The 18,156-nt window shown below is 60.8% G+C and carries 14 protein-coding genes; 8 read left to right on the forward strand and 6 right to left on the reverse strand.

All coding sequences use genetic code 11. From position 1 onward, the window contains the following. The first annotated feature begins 150 nt into the window (after positions 1-150). The 8 genes from ppsA (at position 151) to GTQ41_RS09195 (ending at position 8,408) form a co-directional block, all read left to right on the forward strand. On the forward strand, positions 151-2,526 hold the full coding sequence (gene ppsA / locus GTQ41_RS09160) for a phosphoenolpyruvate synthase (protein ID WP_041067660.1): 2,376 nt from the start codon (positions 151-153) through the stop codon (positions 2,524-2,526). 182 nt (positions 2,527-2,708) lie between these two features. Continuing rightward, a complete protein-coding gene (locus GTQ41_RS09165) occupies positions 2,709-3,698 on the forward strand; it encodes an alpha/beta fold hydrolase (protein WP_047292997.1) in 990 nt (329 codons plus the stop codon). Positions 3,699-3,924: 226 nt separating this feature from the next. Next, positions 3,925-4,416, forward strand: a complete 492-nt coding sequence (gene rraA, locus GTQ41_RS09170; protein WP_041067666.1) for a ribonuclease E activity regulator RraA — start codon at positions 3,925-3,927, stop codon at positions 4,414-4,416. A 22-nt stretch (positions 4,417-4,438) separates the two neighbouring features. Next, complete coding sequence (locus GTQ41_RS09175) at positions 4,439-5,434, forward strand: zinc transporter ZntB (protein ID WP_047292999.1); 996 nt, start codon at positions 4,439-4,441, stop codon at positions 5,432-5,434. Positions 5,435-5,497: 63 nt separating this feature from the next. Beyond that, positions 5,498-5,746: a hypothetical protein gene (locus GTQ41_RS09180; protein ID WP_003223293.1), complete on the forward strand. Its 249-nt coding sequence runs from the start codon at positions 5,498-5,500 to the stop codon at positions 5,744-5,746. 2 nt (positions 5,747-5,748) lie between these two features. After that, on the forward strand, positions 5,749-6,573 hold the full coding sequence (locus tag GTQ41_RS09185; RefSeq protein WP_007916401.1) for a mechanosensitive ion channel domain-containing protein: 825 nt from the start codon (positions 5,749-5,751) through the stop codon (positions 6,571-6,573). Between the two features lie 87 nt (positions 6,574-6,660). Then, positions 6,661-7,251, forward strand: coding sequence for an RNA polymerase sigma factor SigX (gene sigX, locus GTQ41_RS09190; protein ID WP_011333251.1), 591 nt, complete (start codon positions 6,661-6,663; stop codon positions 7,249-7,251). 107 nt (positions 7,252-7,358) lie between these two features. Further along, positions 7,359-8,408, forward strand: a complete 1,050-nt coding sequence (locus GTQ41_RS09195; RefSeq protein ID WP_027613290.1) for an OmpA family protein — start codon at positions 7,359-7,361, stop codon at positions 8,406-8,408. A 70-nt stretch (positions 8,409-8,478) separates the two neighbouring features. On the opposite strand, the gene cobA is transcribed toward GTQ41_RS09195, so the two are convergent. From cobA to GTQ41_RS09225, 6 genes are all read right to left on the reverse strand, one after another. Beyond that, a complete protein-coding gene (cobA, locus tag GTQ41_RS09200) occupies positions 8,479-9,267 on the reverse strand; it encodes a uroporphyrinogen-III C-methyltransferase (RefSeq protein ID WP_047293003.1) in 789 nt (262 codons plus the stop codon). A gap of 11 nt (positions 9,268-9,278) precedes the next feature. Further along, entirely contained in the window at positions 9,279-11,993 is a 2,715-nt protein-coding gene (locus tag GTQ41_RS09205; protein ID WP_047293005.1) for a nitrate reductase, read from the reverse strand. Then, positions 11,993-12,310: a nitrite reductase small subunit NirD gene (gene nirD / locus GTQ41_RS09210; protein WP_041067740.1), complete on the reverse strand. Its 318-nt coding sequence runs from the start codon at positions 12,308-12,310 to the stop codon at positions 11,993-11,995. Before nirD ends, GTQ41_RS09205 begins: the two co-directional genes overlap by 1 nt. Further along, on the reverse strand, positions 12,307-14,760 hold the full coding sequence (gene nirB / locus GTQ41_RS09215) for a nitrite reductase large subunit NirB (protein ID WP_047293007.1): 2,454 nt from the start codon (positions 14,758-14,760) through the stop codon (positions 12,307-12,309). The genes nirD and nirB overlap by 4 nt, the downstream gene beginning before the upstream one ends. Before the next feature lie 353 nt (positions 14,761-15,113). Then, complete coding sequence (locus GTQ41_RS09220; protein ID WP_047293009.1) at positions 15,114-16,784, reverse strand: bifunctional protein-serine/threonine kinase/phosphatase; 1,671 nt, start codon at positions 16,782-16,784, stop codon at positions 15,114-15,116. A gap of 7 nt (positions 16,785-16,791) precedes the next feature. Beyond that, positions 16,792-18,003: a NarK/NasA family nitrate transporter gene (locus GTQ41_RS09225; RefSeq protein ID WP_217325483.1), complete on the reverse strand. Its 1,212-nt coding sequence runs from the start codon at positions 18,001-18,003 to the stop codon at positions 16,792-16,794. Positions 18,004-18,156 lie beyond the last annotated feature (153 nt).

The following is an 18,156-nucleotide window of genomic DNA, read 5'->3' on the forward strand; positions in this document are numbered from 1 at the left end:
GAGCATTCTTGGATATGATAGGCGCGATTTGCCGGCCGCCATTGGCCCGCATTCTCACTTATTTTCCAGGTCCAGGCCATACAGCCGGCCAACGCTCCCCCGAGCTGCCGGTTTCTGAGCTTTTCCAACACAGTTAGTGGAGAGATCACCTTGGTAGAGTACGTAGTTTCCCTCGATAAGCTCGGCAAACACGATGTTGAGCATGTGGGGGGCAAGAACGCATCCCTGGGCGAGATGATCAGCAACCTGGCGGGTGCCGGTGTGTCGGTCCCCGGCGGCTTTGCCACCACCGCGCAGGCCTATCGCGACTTTCTCGAACTGAGCGGCCTCAACGACCAGATCCACAAGGCTCTCGACGCCCTGGACGTCGATGACGTCAACGCGCTGGCCAAGACCGGTGCACAGATCCGTCAATGGATCATGGAAGCCGAATTCCCCGAAAAACTGAATACCGAGATCCGCACCGCGTTCGCCGCGCTGTCGGCCGGTAATCCTGACGTGGCCGTGGCCGTGCGCTCTTCCGCCACCGCCGAAGACTTGCCGGACGCCTCGTTCGCCGGTCAGCAGGAAACCTTCCTGAACATCCGTGGCGTGGAAAACGTTATCCGCGCCGCCAAAGAGGTGTTCGCTTCGCTGTTCAACGACCGCGCCATCTCCTACCGCGTGCACCAGGGCTTCGACCACAAACTGGTCGCCCTGTCGGCTGGCGTGCAGCGCATGGTGCGTTCGGAAACCGGCACCGCCGGCGTGATGTTCACCCTCGATACCGAATCCGGTTTCCGTGACGTGGTGTTCATCACCGGCGCCTACGGTCTGGGCGAAACCGTCGTCCAAGGCGCGGTCAACCCGGATGAGTTCTACGTGCACAAAGGCACGCTGGAGGCGGGTCGCCCGGCGATCCTGCGTCGCAACCTGGGCAGCAAAGCCATCAAAATGATCTACGGCGACGAGGCCAAGGCCGGTCGTTCGGTGAAGACCGTCGATGTCGACAAGGCTGAGCGCGCACGTTTCTGCCTGACCGACGCTGAAGTCAGCGAGCTGGCCAAGCAGGCGATGATCATCGAGAAGCACTACGGCTGCCCGATGGACATCGAGTGGGCCAAGGACGGTGACGACGGCAAGCTGTACATCGTGCAGGCCCGCCCGGAAACCGTGAAAAGCCGCACCCAGGCCAACGTCATGGAACGTTACCTGCTGAAAGAAACCGGCACTGTGCTGGTGGAAGGTCGTGCCATTGGCCAGCGCATCGGCGCCGGTAAAGTGCGGATCATCAAGGACGTCTCGGAAATGGACAAAGTCCAGGCCGGTGACGTGCTGGTCTCCGACATGACCGACCCGGACTGGGAACCGGTGATGAAGCGCGCCAGCGCCATCGTCACCAACCGTGGCGGCCGTACCTGTCACGCGGCGATCATCGCCCGTGAACTGGGGATTCCGGCGGTGGTGGGTTGCGGCAACGCCACCCAACTGCTGAAGGATGGCCAGGGCGTGACCGTGTCCTGCGCCGAAGGCGACACCGGTTACATCTTCGAAGGCGAACTGGGCTTCGACGTCAAGAAAAACTCCGTGGACGCCATGCCGGAGCTGCCGTTCAAAATCATGATGAACGTCGGCAACCCGGACCGCGCCTTCGACTTCGCGCAGTTGCCGAACGCCGGTGTCGGCCTGGCGCGTCTGGAGTTCATCATCAACCGCATGATCGGCGTACACCCGAAAGCGCTGTTGAACTACGACGGCCTGCCGCAGGAAATCAAGGACAGCGTCGACAAGCGCATCGCCGGTTACCACGATCCGGTCGGTTTCTACGTCGAAAAACTGGTGGAAGGCATCAGCACCCTCGCGGCCGCGTTCTGGCCGAAAAAGGTCATCGTGCGTCTGTCGGACTTCAAGTCCAACGAGTACGCCAACCTGATCGGCGGCAAGCTGTACGAGCCGGAAGAAGAAAACCCGATGCTCGGCTTCCGTGGCGCTTCGCGTTACATCAGCGAATCGTTCCGTGACTGCTTCGAACTCGAATGCCGCGCGCTGAAACGCGTGCGCAACGAGATGGGCCTGACCAACGTCGAAATCATGGTGCCGTTCGTCCGTACCCTGGGCGAAGCCAGCCAGGTGGTCGATCTGCTCGCCGAAAACGGCCTGGCCCGTGGCGATAACGGCTTGCGCGTGATCATGATGTGCGAACTGCCATCCAACGCGATTCTCGCTGAAGAATTCCTCGAATTCTTTGACGGTTTCTCCATCGGTTCCAACGACCTGACCCAGTTGACCCTGGGCCTTGACCGTGACTCCGGGATCATCGCGCACCTGTTCGACGAGCGTAATCCGGCGGTGAAGAAGCTGCTGGCCAATGCGATTGCCGCGTGCAACAAGGCCGGCAAGTACATCGGCATTTGCGGTCAGGGCCCTTCGGATCACCCGGACCTGGCCAAATGGCTGATGGAGCAGGGCATCGAAAGCGTGTCGCTGAACCCGGACTCCGTACTGGAAACCTGGTTCTTCCTCGCTGAAGGCCAAGCGCAGGCGTAAGCAGATGTGAACGGCCCGTTCCCTTGTGGGAGCGCGCCTGCTCGCGAAGACGGAGCAACATTCATCAGTGATGTTGGCTGACACTCCGCTTTCGTGAGCAGGCTCGCTCCCACAGGAGGCGGGTTTGAGATTTGAGTAGGGCGGGCTCCTGTAGATGCCGCCCTTTTTTGTGCAAGAGCATTATGCAAAGCAGCAGCAACCTGTTTCCTGTCGCCCTGATCAGCGCCGAACGTCGCGGTGATCTGAGCGAAGATGTCTATCGACTCAAACCCGGCAACAGTCCCGACTGGTCCGTGGAAATCGCCGTGACCCGCTTGGGCATGGCGGATGACACGGCGCCGCGCGGCGTGCCGGTGATTTTGCTGCATGGCAGTTTTTCCAACCGGCGCTTCTGGTTTTCCCCCAAAGGCCTGGGCCTGGGCGCTTACCTGACGCGTCTGGGCTTCGACGTGTGGATCCCGGAAATGCGTGGTCACGGCCTGTCGCAGCGCAACGAGGATTACCGGCGCAACCGCGTGGCTGACTACGCCCGTTACGATCTGCCGGCGATTGCCGCGTTCGTCCGTGAGCAGAGCGAGCAGGTCCCGCACTGGATCGGCCATTCGCTGGGTGGCATTACCCTGGCGGCGGCGCTCGGTGGCGAATACCTCGGCGAGCCGGCGGTGGCCTCGGCGGCGTTTTTCGGCACGCAGGTCAGCCGCACTTACTGGCCGTTGAAGATCCCGCCAGTGGAGTGGAGCGGGCGCTTCATTCTCAAGCGCTTCGCGCAGTTGTCGGGCTCACGCCTCAAGCGCGGACCGGAAGACGAACCCATCGGTCTGGCGCTGGAAAGCATGCGCTGGTACGGCCTGTTCGGGCGGTTTGGCGACAAGGACAAGGATTGGTGGGCGGGACTTGCCGAGGTGCAGGTGCCGGTGCTGGCCGTGACGGCAGCGGGGGATCACCAGGATCCGGCGTGGGCCTGTCGCAAACTGTTCGAGCAGATCGGCTCCGAGCACAAACAGTTCGTCAATCTGGGGCGCGAGCAGGGCTTCAGCGACAACTTCGGGCATGTCGAGATGCTGGTGAGCAAAGCGGCGCAGGCCGAGGTCTGGCCACTGGTGGCGCGCTGGTTGAGCGATCAGCAGACGCCGTTGCTCGGCGACAAGCCGGATCTTGCTGCTGCGGTCTGAGCCGGGGGCTCTGAAAAGGGCATTTCGTTCAGGTCGGCTTGCGGCTAAGATATGACGCATTGTGCGGTTCTGGTCATATTTGGTGGCTGTTTAGCTATTACGTTTCAGCGTTTGTTCAGGTTCGTTCAGCGACCATGGCATGAACTAAGGTAAACAGCGACCGCCGGGACTCGTTTCAACAGAGTGCGACATCCTAGATCGTCTTCCTTTTTACAGGAGTTTTTCGATGAACCATTACCTTACGCCTGACCTGTGCGACGCCTATCCGGAGCTGGTGCAGGTGCTGGAACCGATGTTCAGCAATTTCGGCGGCCGTGATTCCTTCGGCGGCGAAATCGTGACCATCAAATGTTTCGAAGACAACTCGCTGGTCAAGGAGCAAGCCGAACTCAAGGGTAACGGCAAGGTGCTGGTGGTCGATGGCGGCGGTTCGCTGCGTCGCGCGCTGCTGGGCGACATGATCGCCGAGAAAGCCGCGAAAAACGGCTGGGAAGGGATGGTCATCTACGGTTGCATCCGTGATGTCGACGTTATTGCCCAGACCGATCTCGGCGTTCAGGCGTTGGCCAGCCATCCGATGAAGACCGAAAAACGTGGCATCGGTGATCTCAACGTAGCGGTGACTTTCGCTGGCGTGACGTTCCATCCGGGCCATTACATCTATGCGGACAACAACGGCGTGATCGTTTCGCCGAGCCCGCTGCAGATGCCTGAATAAAGTTTTCGACAAAGGGATGCGGATGTTCGAGGAAGAAAACGCGCAGTGGGGGCTGGTGCATGCCCTGGTGCTGGACGGTAAAGGCGGTGCGCGTTCGATTGCCCGGACTGAGCTCGACGATCTGCAACTGCAGGCCCATGAGAGCCTGTGGCTGCATTGGGATCGCAGTCATCCGCAAACCCAGACCTGGCTGCGCAAATCCAGCGGCCTGAATGAATTCGCCTGCGACCTGCTGCTGGAGGAGAACACTCGGCCGCGCCTCCTGCCGTTGCCGGATGCCGAGTTGCTGCTGTTTCTGCGCGGGGTCAACCTCAACCCGGGGGCCGAGCCGGAAGACATGGTCTCGGTGCGGATTTTCGCCTCCGCCCAGCGCGTCATCTCGCTGCGTCTGCGCCCGTTGCGTGCCACCGATGAACTGCTGGCGCTGCTGAGCGAAGGCAAAGGCCCGAAAACCTCTTCTGAACTGATCCTGTATCTGGCGCAATTCCTCACCCACAAGGTGCAGGATCTGGTCACCTGCCTGTCGGAGCTGGTCGATGAAGAGGAAGAAAAGCTGGATACCGACGAACGGTATACCCCCGAACATGGCTCGATTTTGCACATCCGTCGCAGAGCGGCCGGATTGAAACGTTTTCTGGCGCCGCAGCGGGATATTTTCGGACAACTGACGCGGATAAAACTGCCATGGTTTGTCGATGATGACGCCGACTACTGGAACGAATTGAACAACAGCCTGACCCGCTATCTCGAAGAGCTGGAACTGACCCGAGAGCGCATGGGGCTTGTGCTGGAGGCCGAAGACCGGCGTTTGAACGTGCGCATGAATCGCACGATGTACCGCTTCGGCATCATCACCTGCATCTTTTTGCCGATGAGTTTTCTCACCGGTCTATTGGGTATCAACGTGGGCGGCATTCCGTTCTCGAGCAGCCCTTATGGTTTCCTGATTGCCTGTCTGACAGTGCTGGCGATGGCCTTCGGTCAATGGTGGTTATTCCGCCGTTTGCGCTGGGTGTGAATATGCAACATGTGACCCGACCAAATTTGCCCGCGTCTTTCACAGACATCACGAGAGGTGCGTATGCACGATCCGTTTGAACAGTCTTTGCGCGACATGCTCAACGCTTCGCCGTCCAGCCGCGACGACGATGCCTGCCTGGGTCGCGTACTCAAAACCGCCAACCGCCAGGTGGGCGCCGGTGATCTGTTCAGCCTGCTGGGCCGCTGGTTGCCCGCGCTGATGATCGCCCTGAATAACGGATCGGCCCACGTTTCGCCGGTTTCCCGTCTTCGTAAAACTACTGCACGCACTGCTGATAAGGCTGATTGAATATGGAACTTGATCTCTGGACTCAGAGCCTCGTCACTGCAATGACTGCGTTGTGGACCAAAGTCGCCAATTTCATCCCGAACCTGTTCGGCGCACTGGTCGTGCTGCTGTTGGGCTTCGTGGTGGCCAAGTTGCTCGATACCTTGCTGTCCAAGCTGCTGGCCAAGCTGGGCCTTGATCGCCTGATGGGCGGCACCGGTCTGACCAAATTGATGTCGCGAGCCGGCCTGCAAGTGCCGATCTCGACCTTGATCGGCAAGATCGTTTACTGGTTCGTTCTGCTGATTTTTCTGGTTTCTGCAGCAGAGTCCCTTGGACTTGAGCGAGTTTCAGCTACGCTGGACATGCTGGCGTTGTATTTGCCGAAAGTTTTCGGCGCCGCGCTGGTGTTGCTGGTGGGTGTTTTGCTCGCGCAATTGGCCAATGGCCTCGTGCGCGGGGCGGCAGAAGGCGTAGGGCTGGACTACGCTTCGGGTTTGGGCCGCATTGCCCAGGGACTCGTGATCATCATCAGCATCTCGGTCGCGATCAGTCAGCTTGAGGTCAAGACCGACCTGCTGAACCATGTGATTGTCATCGTATTGATTACCGTTGGTCTGGCCGTAGCGCTGGCCATGGGGTTGGGAAGCCGGGAAATTGCCGGTCAGATTCTTGCGGGAATCTATGTGCGTGAGTTGTACCAGGTTGGGCAACAAGTGCGTGTTGGTGAGGTCGAAGGCCAGATCGAAGAGATCGGCACGGTTAAAACCACATTGCTGACCGATGAGGGTGAGCTAGTCTCACTTTCCAATCGGATCCTGCTGGAACAGCATGTGAGTAGCCGCTAACCCGGCAAACCCTGCTAATGTATGCCGCCGCAAAATGCCCTGAGAGGGGTGCGGCGGACATTGACCTGACTGTCGGCACGACTTGTTTTGAATAAAGCCCAAACGCTATCCACGCGCTACGACCCCCGTGAGCTCTCTGATGAGGAGCTGGTCGCGCGCTCGCATACCGAGCTGTTTCACGTGACGCGCGCCTATGAAGAGCTGATGCGGCGTTACCAGAGAACATTATTTAACGTTTGTGCGAGATATCTTGGGAACGATCGCGACGCAGACGATGTCTGTCAGGAAGTGATGCTTAAGGTGTTGTATGGCCTGAAGAACTTCGAGGGGAAATCGAAGTTCAAAACCTGGCTCTACAGCATCACGTATAACGAATGCATCACGCAGTATCGGAAGGAACGGCGAAAGCGTCGCTTGATGGACGCCTTGAGTCTGGACCCGCTGGAAGAAGCGTCGGAAGAAAAGGCGCCGAAACCCGAGGAGAAGGGCGGACTTGATCGCTGGCTGGTGTATGTGAACCCGATTGACCGTGAAATTCTGGTGCTACGATTTGTCGCAGAGCTGGAGTTTCAGGAGATCGCAGACATCATGCACATGGGTTTGAGTGCGACAAAAATGCGGTACAAACGTGCTCTAGACAAATTGCGTGAGAAATTTGCAGGCATTGCTGAAACTTAGTTCAGCGCAAATATCTCTTACGTGTAGGCAAGTTCTGATAGACTTGCCGCCGAGTTGTCCCCCGGTTTGCGGGACTGCTTCACAATCACCAGATGGGGATTTAACGGATGAAACTGAAAAACACCTTGGGCTTGGCCATTGGTTCTCTTATTGCCGCTACTTCGTTCGGCGCACTGGCACAAGGCCAAGGCGCAGTTGAAGGCGAGATCAACTACAAGAAGCAGTACAACGACAGCATTGATCATGTCGAAGACGGCTTCAACCCAGGCGCCAAAATCGGTTACTTCCTGACCGATGACGTCTCGATCAACTTCGGCTGGGATCGTAACAACCACACCCGTTCGAACGACGGTACCGGCAGCCAGAAACTGCGTGGTGACAACTTCGGTCTGACCGCTCAATACCACTTCAACAACGCTGGCGACGCTCTGCGTCCATACGTTGAAGGTGGCGTTAAGCACGGCAACCTGACCAACGTAGCTGCTGACGGCCACACCGGTCGCGACCAGTCGACTTTCCTGACTGCTGGCGCTGGCGTTAAGTACTACTTCGCCGAAAACTTCTTCGCCCGTGCTGGCGTAGAAGCTGACTACAAACTGGACAACGGCCGTTGGGACTACGCTCCATCGGTTGGTCTGGGTGTGAACTTCGGTGGCGGCGGCAAGCCAGCTGCTGCTCCAGTTCCAGCTCCAGCTGAAGTCTGCTCCGACAGCGACAACGACGGCGTTTGCGACAACGTTGACAAGTGCCCGGACACCCCAGCCAACGTAACTGTTGACGCTGATGGCTGCCCGGCAGTTGCTGAAGTTGTTCGTGTAGAGCTGGACGTGAAGTTCGACTTCGACAAGTCGGTCGTCAAGCCAAACAGCTACGCTGACATCAAGAACCTGGCTGACTTCATGAAGCAGTATCCAGCCACTCACACCACTGTTGAAGGTCACACTGACTCCGTCGGTCCTGACGCTTACAACCAGAAACTGTCCGAGCGTCGTGCAAACGCCGTTAAGCAAGTTCTGACCCAGCAGTACGGTGTTGAGTCGTCCCGCGTTCAGTCGATCGGCTACGGCGAATCCCGCCCAGTTGCTGACAACAAAACTGAAGCTGGCCGTGCTGTTAACCGTCGCGTAGAAGCGCAGGTTGAAGCTCAAGCTAAGTAATTAGCTGCCGCTACGAGAAAAGCCCGGCTCAGGCCGGGCTTTTCTTTGCCTGCGATTTGGCGTTGAAGCGCTACAGATCGCAACCTGCGGCAGCTCCTGCACAGGGGCTGCTCCTGTAGGCGCTGCCGAAGGCTGCGCTCCTCTGATTTTCAACAACTGCGGCCACCGCGCCAATGACCAGAATGGCCGGGCTTTTCAGTCCAAACCTGCAGGCGTCGTCACCCATGCTCATCAGATCACTGCGGCACTCGCGCTGTTCTGGCAGAGAGGCATTCTCGATCATCGCCACTGGCATATCCGCCGCCATCCCGCCGGCCAGCAGTTGATCGCGGATCTCGTCCAGTTTGGCCACCCCCATGTAGATCACCAGTGTCGTCCCGCCTTGCGCCAGCGCCTGCCAGTTCAATTGGCTATCGTCCTGGGTATGCGCGGTCACCAGCGTCACCCCGCGCGCCACGCCACGCAACGTCAGCGGAATATCGCACTGTGTCGCGCCAGCAAGTCCGGCGGTAATGCCGTTGACCAGCTCGACCTCAACCCCGCGTTCGCGTAACCACTGCGCCTCCTCGCCACCACGGCCGAAAATGCACGGGTCACCGCCCTTGAGCCGCACCACGCATTGGCCCTGGCGGGCATAACGCAGCATCAGCCGGTGGATGAAGGCCTGCGGCGTCGAGCGACAGCCACCGCGCTTGCCCACGGCAATGATTCGCGCCGTAGGGCAATGCTCCAGCACGGCGTCATTGACCAGATCGTCAATCAACACCACCTCTGCTTCGCGCAACGCGCGTACCGCTTTGAGCGTCAGTAACTCGGGATCACCGGGGCCTGCGCCCACCAGCCAGACTTTTGCATTCATGGTGTTTTCCTTCAGATGACCGATACCGGCTGCAGATCAGCGGCCAGCAAACGCTTGATTTCGGGGACACACGAGCCGCATTGCGTGCCGCACCCCAGTTGTTGTTTGAGACCTTGCAGATCCAGGCCCTGGCGAATTCCGGCACATACCGCGCTGTGACTGACGTTTTTGCAGTTGCACAGGGTTTTGCCGGGATTGGCCTGAGCGCCGGCATTGCCGGGTGGTGCACTCATCGGCGCCAGAAGCCAGCGGCGCAGTTGTTCATCGGCGCGACCCTCCAGCCACAAGCCTTGCAGCCAGTGCTGAGCCAGGGTTTCGCCCGCGAGGCGGATTGCGGTGATACGGCCGTTTTCAATGCGTACCCGTTTGCCAATGGCGCGGCGCGGGTCGTCGTAGGCCAGCACTGGGCCGTCGAGCAGCGCCAGGCACTGGTCGATATCGCGCAGCCGTTGCGGCTCTGGCGGCGTGACGCTGGCAGCGCGTATCAGCAGCGCGGGCCGCTCACGTCCGACAAGGCTGAGGCTCACGTAGGAAAACGCCTCGCAGAGGGGGCGTAGCGTCTCGAAATGCCGTTGAACATCGCCCTCGATCAGGGCGAACAAGTGCCATGGCAGATTTACCGCTTCCAGACGCACGCCGCTGTGTTTGAGTTCGGGCTGCTTCGACAGAGGATCGAAGGCCGGCAAGGTCAGACTGTTGACCCCGCCCTTGAGAAACCGGTCGCCCCAATGCATCGGCAGAAACGCCTGGCCGGGGCGCACGCTGTCATCGCTGGCGACCGCGACGATAACGGCACCGCGCCGACTCTTCAGGTTGACCAGATCCCCCGGCTGCAAGCGCTGCCGGCGTAGCTCGTCCGGATGCAGGCTTAACACGGCTTCGCTGACATGCCCGAACAATTGCGCCGCCGTGCCGGTGCGGCTCATGCCGTGCCATTGATCGCGCAGCCGGCCGGTGATCAGCGTCAGTGGGAACCGTGCATCGCGTTGTTCTTTGGCGGCGCGATAGGGATCGGCGACGAACTGCGCACGACCGTTAGCCGTGGGAAAAATCCCGTCGCCATACAAGCGTGCCGTGCCTTGCCGGGCGCCGGCGGGGAAGGGCCATTGCTGCGGTCCCAGTTCATCGATCAATTGATGGCTGAGGCCCGACAAGTCCAGATCCCGTCCACGGGTCAGTTGTTTATATTCGTCGAACAACTGCGCCGGCTGTTCGAAAGCAAACAGGCTCGGCTGAAGTGGGCGCAGACGTTTCTCCAGCCGCTGTGCGAAATCCACGGTGATCGCCCAGTCCGGCCGTGCTTCGCCCGGTGGGAGAATGGCCTGTCGTACGTGGGAAATGCGCCGTTCGGAGTTGGTCACCGAACCTTCCTTCTCGCCCCAACTGGCAGCGGGTAACAACAGGTCGGCGAAGGCGGCGGTTTCGGTGGTGCGGAAGGCTTCCTGCAACACCACGAACGGGCAGGTCTGCAGCGCCTCGCGCACCGCCTGCTGATCAGGCATGGACTGTGCGGGATTGGTGCAGGCAATCCACAGCGCCTTGATCTGGCCGCTGCGCATCCGCTGGAACAGCTCTACAGCGCTGAGGCCACTGGTTTGAGGCAGTTGATCGACACCCCAACAGGCTGCCACTTCGTCGCGATGCTCGGGATTGGCCGCTTCACGATGACCGGGCAGCAAATTGGACAGGCTGCCGGTTTCCCGCCCGCCCATGGCATTTGGCTGACCGGTCAAAGAGAAAGGTCCTGCACCCGGGCGGCCGATTTGCCCGGTGGCCAGGTGCAGATTGATCAGCGCGCTGTTTTTTGCGCTGCCAGCGGTGGACTGATTCAGGCCCATGCACCATAGCGACAGGAAGCTTGGCGCGGTGCCCACCCATTCCGCGCACTGCTGCAAATCTTCGACACTGATCCCGCAGAGTTGCGCAACCATTTGCGGGGTGTAGTCGCGCACCAGATTTTTCAGCTCGGGCAAACCGTCGGTGTGCGCCTGGATGAAGTCGCGGTCGATCCGGTCTTCCCACAGCAGCAAATGCAAAATCCCATGGAACAGCGCGACATCGGTGCCGGGCAGAATCGCCAGATGTAGGTCCGCCAGCTCACAGGTGTCGGTGCGCCGGGGATCGATGACGATGACCTTCATCTGCGGCCGGCGCGATTTTGCCTCTTCCAGGCGTCGGAATAGGACTGGATGGGCGTAGGCCATGTTACTGCCGGCGATCATCACGCAATCGCTCAGCTCCAGATCCTCGTAACTGCACGGCGGCGCATCGGCGCCGAGGCTGCGCTTGTAACCGACCACCGCCGACGACATGCACAGCCGGGAATTGCTGTCGATGTTGTTGGTGCCGACCAGTGCTCGTGCCAATTTGTTGAAGACGTAATAGTCCTCGGTCAGCAACTGCCCGGAAATGTAAAACGCCACGCTGTCCGGGCCGTGTTCGACGATGGTCTCGGCAAAAACCTGGGTCGCGTGATCCAGCGCCGTGTCCCAGTCGCAACGGCTGCGCGCCAGGCCTTTGCCCAAGCGCAGCTCCGGGTACAGCGCCCGGGCAGCCAGATCGCCGGTCAAGTGCAGGGTCGAGCCTTTGCTGCACAGTTTGCCGAAGTTGGCCGGATGCGCCGGATCGCCGCTGACGCCGAGAATGCGCTCGCCGTCATGCTCGATCAGCACGCCGCAGCCGACGCCGCAGTAGCAGCAGGTCGAGGCGGTCGTCTGGCGGTTCATCAGACCGCTTCCCGCAGGGCCAATTGCACGCGGCCGTTTTCGACCCGGGCCGGATGATGGTGCGCGCAGCCGATGTCCGGAGCCTGGGCCTCGCCGGTTTGCAGGTCGATTTGCCAGTTGTGCAGCGGGCAGGCCACGCGTTTGCCGTAGATCAAACCTTGTGACAGCGGACCGCCCTTGTGCGGGCAGCGGTCGTCGAGGGCGAAAACTTCATCATCACTCGTCCGAAAAATCGCGATGTCGCCTTTCGGCCCGGCAATGATTCGCGAACCGAGGGCATTGATCTCTTCCAGGGCACAGATATCGAGCCAGTTCATGCCGACACCTCCAGGTTTTTCACGGGGATCACGTCGAATTCTTTCTTCAGTTGCGGCTGCGCGAGGCGCTCTTTCCACGGGTCTTGTTCGAACGACAGGGAGAACTGCAGGCGCTCATTCAGGGCCTTGCGACGCTCGGGGTCTTCCAGCACGGCTTTCTTGATGTGCTCCATGCCGACCCGTTGCAGGTAGTGCACGGTACGTTCGAGGTAGAAGGCTTCTTCGCGGTACAGCTGCAGAAACGCGCCGTTGTATTCGCGGACTTCCTCGGCGGTTTTCAGCTTGACGAAGAACTCGGCGACTTCGGTCTTGATCCCGCCGTTGCCGCCGATGTACATCTCCCAACCGGAGTCGACGCCGATGATTCCTACGTCCTTGATCCCCGCTTCCGAGCAGTTGCGTGGGCACCCGGAGACAGCGAGTTTCACTTTGTGCGGTGACCACATGTTGAAGAGGTCGTGTTCCAGCTCGATGCCCAGCTGCGTCGAATTCTGCGTGCCGAAACGGCAGAACTCGCTGCCGACGCAGGTTTTCACGGTGCGGATGGATTTGCCGTAGGCGTGGCCGGAGGGCATGTCGAGGTCCTTCCAGACGCCGGGCAAGTCCTGTTTCTTGATCCCCAGCAGGTCGATGCGCTGACCGCCGGTGACCTTGACCATGGGTACGTTGTATTTGTCCGCCACGTCGGCAATCCGGCGCAGTTCCGAAGGGTTGGTCACGCCGCCCCACATCCGTGGCACCACCGAATAGGTGCCGTCCTTCTGAATGTTGGCGTGGGCACGTTCGTTGATCAGGCGCGATTGCGGATCGTCTTTGGCTTCGCCGGGCCAGGTGGAAATCAGGTAGTAGTTCAGCGCCGGACGGCAGGTGGCGCAGCCATTCGGGGTGCGCCAGTTGAGGTAGCTCATGGTGCCGGCGATGGTCAGCAGATGCTGTTCGCGGATCGCCTGGCGGATCTGTCCGTGGTTGAGGTCGCTGCAACCACAGATGGCTTTTTCGCTTTTCGGTTTGACGTCCGCCGCGCCGCCGACGGTGTTGATCAGGATCTGCTCGACCAGCCCGGCGCAGGAGCCGCACGAGCTTGCAGCTTTGGTGTGCTTCTTCACTTCATCGACGCTGAACAGACCGTGTTCCTGAATCGCCTTGACGATGGTGCCCTTGCACACGCCATTGCAGCCGCAGACTTCGGCGGTGTCGGCCATGGTCATGGCTTTGTCCTGGCCCTGATGTCCTACGTCGCCGATAGAATTTTCACCAAACATCAGGTGATCGCGGATCTCGCCGATGGCGTGATTCTCACGAATCTGTCGGAAATACCAACCGCCATCTGCCGTATCGCCGTACAGACAGGCGCCGACCAGCACGTCATCCTTGATCACCAGTTTTTTGTACACGCCTCCGATCGGGTCGGAGAGGGTGATGGTTTCGGTGCCTTCGCCGCCCATGAAATCGCCGGCGGAAAACAGGTCGATGCCGGTGACTTTCAATTTGGTCGAGGTGACCGAACCCTGATACCGGGCGAAACCCAGTTGCGCGAGATGGTTGGCGCACACCTTGGCCTGTTCGAACAGCGGCGCCACCAGGCCATACGCGATGCCGCGATGGCTGGCGCACTCGCCAATGGCATAGATGCGCGGATCGTAGGTTTGCAGGGTGTCGTTGACCAGAATCCCGCGATTGCACGGGATGCCGGCGCGTTCCGCCAGTTCGGTGTTGGGGCGGATGCCGGCCGCCATCACTACCAGATCGGCAGGGATGATCTCGCCGTTCTTGAACTGCACCGAGCCGACCCGGCCATTGCCCGCGTCGTGCAGGGCCTGGGTCTGCTCGCACAGACGAAAGTGCAGGCCACGGGCTTCGAGGGCGCTTTGCAGCAGTTGCCCGCTGGTCTTGTCCAGTTGCCGCTCCAGCAGCCATTCGCCGATGTGCACCACCGTGACGTGCATGCCGCGCAGCATCAGGCCGTTGGCGGCTTCGAGGCCGAGCAGGCCGCCGCCGATGACCACCGCGTGCTTGTGGGTTCTGGCGGTGTCGATCATGGCCTGGGTGTCGGCGATGTCGCGGTAGCCGATCACCCCCTGCAAGTCATTGCCCGGGATCGGCAGGATGAACGGTGTCGAGCCGGTGGCAATCAGCAGGCGATCATATTCGGCTTCAGTGCCGTCTTCGGCGATCACCCGGCGTTTGACCCGGTCGATCTGCACCACCTTGCGGTTGAGCAGCAACTTGATGTGGTTTTCCAGGTACCAGTCGAGGTCGTTGAGCACGATCTCTTCGAAGGTCTGTTCACCGGCCAGCACCGGCGACAGCAGGATGCGGTTGTAGTTGGTGTGCGGTTCGGCACCGAAGACCGTGATGTCGTACAGCTCTTTGCTCAGCTTGAGCAGTTCTTCCAGGGTGCGAACCCCGGCCATGCCATTGCCGATCATCACCAGTTTGAGTTTTTTCATCAGGTTCTCCGGGGAGCGGTGGCTGGCCTCTTGTGGGCAGTCAGGCCGTGCTCGACAAAAGTTGCGCAAACAAAAAAAGGCGTCCCGCTAGTTGCCTAGCGAGGACGCCTTTGTCCTGGTCCCGTTCTCTCGGGAAGCGCAACCTTCGTCGTTGAAGGTTGGGCTTTATGTATGGTGAAACGGGTAATGCAGTGGTTGTGCCAAGTGGGAGAGTGGCGTGTTTATTAGGCGAAAGCGGTTATAGACGGGGATTTTTTGCACCGAATCGACGCGGGTTGCTCGTTCGCGGGGCATTCAGGCAGACAGAATTGCTGTGATTGGGCTGGCCTGTTCGCGAATGACGCGACGCGGTCTCAGCCGTGAAACAACACAACTAGCAGCACCAGATTCCCCAGCAGGGCCAGCAACGCCACCGTCCGCCAGACCTTCAACGGCTCGCGCTCCAATAAAGGCCTGGGCCGCACACTCAAACTGCGTCGTTCGCCTTGCTCCAGCACCAGCAACCATTCTTCAGCCGTTTCAAAGCGCTGTTGCGGATCGGCAGCCACGCCTCGCTCCAGACTCTGCGCAAGCCATTCCGGCACGTCCGGGCGGTAGCGACCGGCACTCACCGGCACACCGAAGCGCGGCCGTTGAAAGGCTTCGATTTCGCCATAGGGAAAATGCCCCGTGAGCAGGAAATACAAGGTCACGCCCACCGCGTACAGATCCTGTTGCGCACTCGGTGGCTCGCCGCGAAACGCTTCCGGGGCGATATAACTCGGGGTTCCCGGCAGCGTTGACGGTGCGTCTTCGGACAGGCCGGGGCAATACGCCAGACCGAAATCCAGCAGGCGCAACTCGCCATCGTCGCCCAGGTGTAGATTCTCCGGTTTGATGTCGCGGTGCAGAATCTGCCGTCGATGCAGCAGGCCCACCGCCCGCAGCAGACGCTCGGCAATGTCCTGCCACTGTGCCAACGGTAACGGGCTGCTGTGTTGAAACAGCCGCGCCAGGGTCATCCCGGAATATTCGCGCATCACGTAGTACAAATGCTGACGCTGCGTGCCGCTGTGGACTTCAGGAAAATGCCGCCCGGCGACACGCCTGAGGAACCATTCTTCCGACAACAAGGCTTGCCCGGCCTGTGGATCATCGGCCAGCCGTGGCGGCAGGGTTTTCAACAACCAGCTCCGACCTTGCCCGTCCAGCACGCGATACAGCAGCGATTGCTGGCTCTGGGCGACAACGCCCTGCACCTGCCAGCCTTCGAACATCTGCGCGGTTTTCAACGCTGGCGGCAGTGGCCATTGCTGCAAATGGATCAGCGCGTCGCCAATACTCGCTTCACCCAGCGCATCGACCCGCACCAGCAGAGCACTGGCGTTGTCCTGGCTGCCGGCCAGATGCGCGGCGTTGACCAGCGTGTGTGCGGCGCTGTCGAGATCCGGTTGATCGCGCAGGATCGCTGCAATCGCGGTATCGCCCACAGTCGACCACACGCCGTCGCTGACCAGCACGAAGCATTCACCCTCGCGCAATTCGCCGTCGAGAAAGTCCAGCACCAGATGCTGATCCAGCCCCAGCGCACGCTTGAGCACGTGCTGCATGCCCGGCTGCTCCCAGACATGGTCCTGCGAAATCCGCTGCAAAGCGTCGGCGTGCCAGCGATAGACCCGGCAATCGCCGACGTGGGCCAGGGTGAAACGCTGGCCGCGCAGGATGAGCGCGCTGACGGTGGTGAGCAGTGGCTGTCCGCCGCCGTTGGCCTGTAACCAGCGGTTTTGTGCGAGCAGCAGGCGATCCAGTGCCTGGGCCACGCTCCAGGTTTGCGGCGTGGCGTAGTAGTCCAGCGCCAGTGCTTGCAGGGTTGAGCGTGCGGCCAGGCCGCCGTCGGCGCACTGGCTGACCCCATCGGCAATGGCGACCAGATAGCCTTTGCTCGCGGCCAGCGCCGGGGCGGGTGTCACCAGGCGCAGGGCGTCCTGGTTTTCCGCGCGCGGGCCGGTGGCGCTGGCCTGGGCAAAGCTCAGTTGCAGGGGCATTGCCGCCTCACACGCGTGCAGCAGTGACCGCCGCCGAACCCCAGGTGGTTCTCCAGCGCCGCTTGACCCCGTGCAGGCCGAACCACGCCAACACGCCGAGGCTGGCGAACAACCACAGCGCCAGTTGATAGCTGCCGGTGCTTTGCTTGATCGCGCCCATGCCGGCCGCCAGGGCAAAGCCGCCAATGCCACCGGCCATGCCGATCAGTCCGGTCATCACGCCGATCTCCAGACGGAAGCGTTGCGGCACCAACTGGAACACCGCGCCATTGCCGGCGCCGAGCCCGAGCATGGTGCAGACGAATAGCGCCAGGGCGGCGTAGGAACTGGGCAGGTTGAAACCGACGGCGGCGATGCAGATCGCCGCCACGGTGTACATCGCCAGCAAGGTGCGGATGCCGCCGAAACGATCCGCCAGCGCACCACCCAGCGGGCGCATCAGGCTGCCACCGAACACGCAGGCCGCGGTGTAGTAACCGGCGGTCACCGGGCTCAGGCCGTACTGATCGTTAAAGTAGCCGGGCAGGGCGCTGGCCAGGCCGATGAAGCCGCCGAAGGTCACACTGTAGAAAAACATGAACCACCAACTGTCGCGGTCGCCGAGGGCCTTGAAGTAGTCGGCCATGGCTTTGGCCTTGGGCCGCTGCGGGGCGTTTTTCGCCAGCCAGGCGAACAGCACCAGCGTCAGGATCAACGGAATCAGGGCGAAACCGAACACGTTGCTCCAGCCGAACGACGCGGCCAGCACCGGGGCGATCAGCGCGGCGAACACGGTGCCGGAGTTACCGGCGCCAGCGATGCCCATCGCCTTGCCTTGATGTTGTGGCGGATACCATTGCGAGGCCAGCGGCAGGGCCACAGCAAACGAGGCACCGGCCATGCCGAGGAACAGTCCCAGCAGCAGCGCCTGTTCATAACTGTGGATACCGAGTTTCCACGCGCCGAACAGCGCGCAGATCACGATCACCTGGCCGATCAGCCCGGCGATCTTCGGCGACAGACGATCGGCCAGCATGCCCATCACAAAGCGCAGCACCGCACCGGCGAGTATCGGCGTCGCCACCACCAGCCCGCGTTGTTGGGTGCTCAGGTGCAGGTCGGCGGCGATCTGCACCGCCAATGGGCCGAGCAGGTACCAGACCATGAAGCTCAGGTCGAAATACAGGAACGCTGCGAACAGGGTCGGGGTGTGGCCGGATTTCCAGAAGCTTGAATTCATCGCGCACCTCAGCTGAAAAGAGTCTCGAAAGGAGTCACAGCAGGTGGAGCGCCGCCACGGCCGCACCACCGGCCCCGGGCTGTGGGGCCAAAACGCAAAAACGCCGCTACCTGGTTCGCCGATGGGGCGAGCGGGGTGAGCGACGTCTTTGTC

Origin of the sequence: Pseudomonas sp. AN-B15, from assembly GCF_019056475.1 — a bacterium.
Classification (GTDB): domain Bacteria; phylum Pseudomonadota; class Gammaproteobacteria; order Pseudomonadales; family Pseudomonadaceae; genus Aquipseudomonas; species Aquipseudomonas parakoreensis.

What these genes read in the sequence shown, in the direction of transcription:
- nirB (WP_047293007.1), bottom strand. Translation starts at nt 14,760, where the DNA reads ATGAAAAAACTCAAACTGGTGATGATCGGCAATGGCATGGCCGGGGTT.
- GTQ41_RS09225 (WP_217325483.1), bottom strand. Translation starts at nt 18,003, where the DNA reads ATGAATTCAAGCTTCTGGAAATCCGGCCACACCCCGACCCTGTTCGCA.
- nirD (WP_041067740.1), bottom strand. Translation starts at nt 12,310, where the DNA reads ATGAACTGGCTCGATATCTGTGCCCTGGAAGAGATCAATGCCCTCGGT.
- rraA (WP_041067666.1), top strand. Translation starts at nt 3,925, where the DNA reads ATGAACCATTACCTTACGCCTGACCTGTGCGACGCCTATCCGGAGCTG.
- GTQ41_RS09180 (WP_003223293.1), top strand. Translation starts at nt 5,498, where the DNA reads ATGCACGATCCGTTTGAACAGTCTTTGCGCGACATGCTCAACGCTTCG.
- GTQ41_RS09205 (WP_047293005.1), bottom strand. Translation starts at nt 11,993, where the DNA reads ATGAACCGCCAGACGACCGCCTCGACCTGCTGCTACTGCGGCGTCGGC.
- GTQ41_RS09220 (WP_047293009.1), bottom strand. Translation starts at nt 16,784, where the DNA reads ATGCCCCTGCAACTGAGCTTTGCCCAGGCCAGCGCCACCGGCCCGCGC.
- GTQ41_RS09165 (WP_047292997.1), top strand. Translation starts at nt 2,709, where the DNA reads ATGCAAAGCAGCAGCAACCTGTTTCCTGTCGCCCTGATCAGCGCCGAA.
- GTQ41_RS09195 (WP_027613290.1), top strand. Translation starts at nt 7,359, where the DNA reads ATGAAACTGAAAAACACCTTGGGCTTGGCCATTGGTTCTCTTATTGCC.
- GTQ41_RS09175 (WP_047292999.1), top strand. Translation starts at nt 4,439, where the DNA reads ATGTTCGAGGAAGAAAACGCGCAGTGGGGGCTGGTGCATGCCCTGGTG.
- GTQ41_RS09185 (WP_007916401.1), top strand. Translation starts at nt 5,749, where the DNA reads ATGGAACTTGATCTCTGGACTCAGAGCCTCGTCACTGCAATGACTGCG.
- cobA (WP_047293003.1), bottom strand. Translation starts at nt 9,267, where the DNA reads ATGAATGCAAAAGTCTGGCTGGTGGGCGCAGGCCCCGGTGATCCCGAG.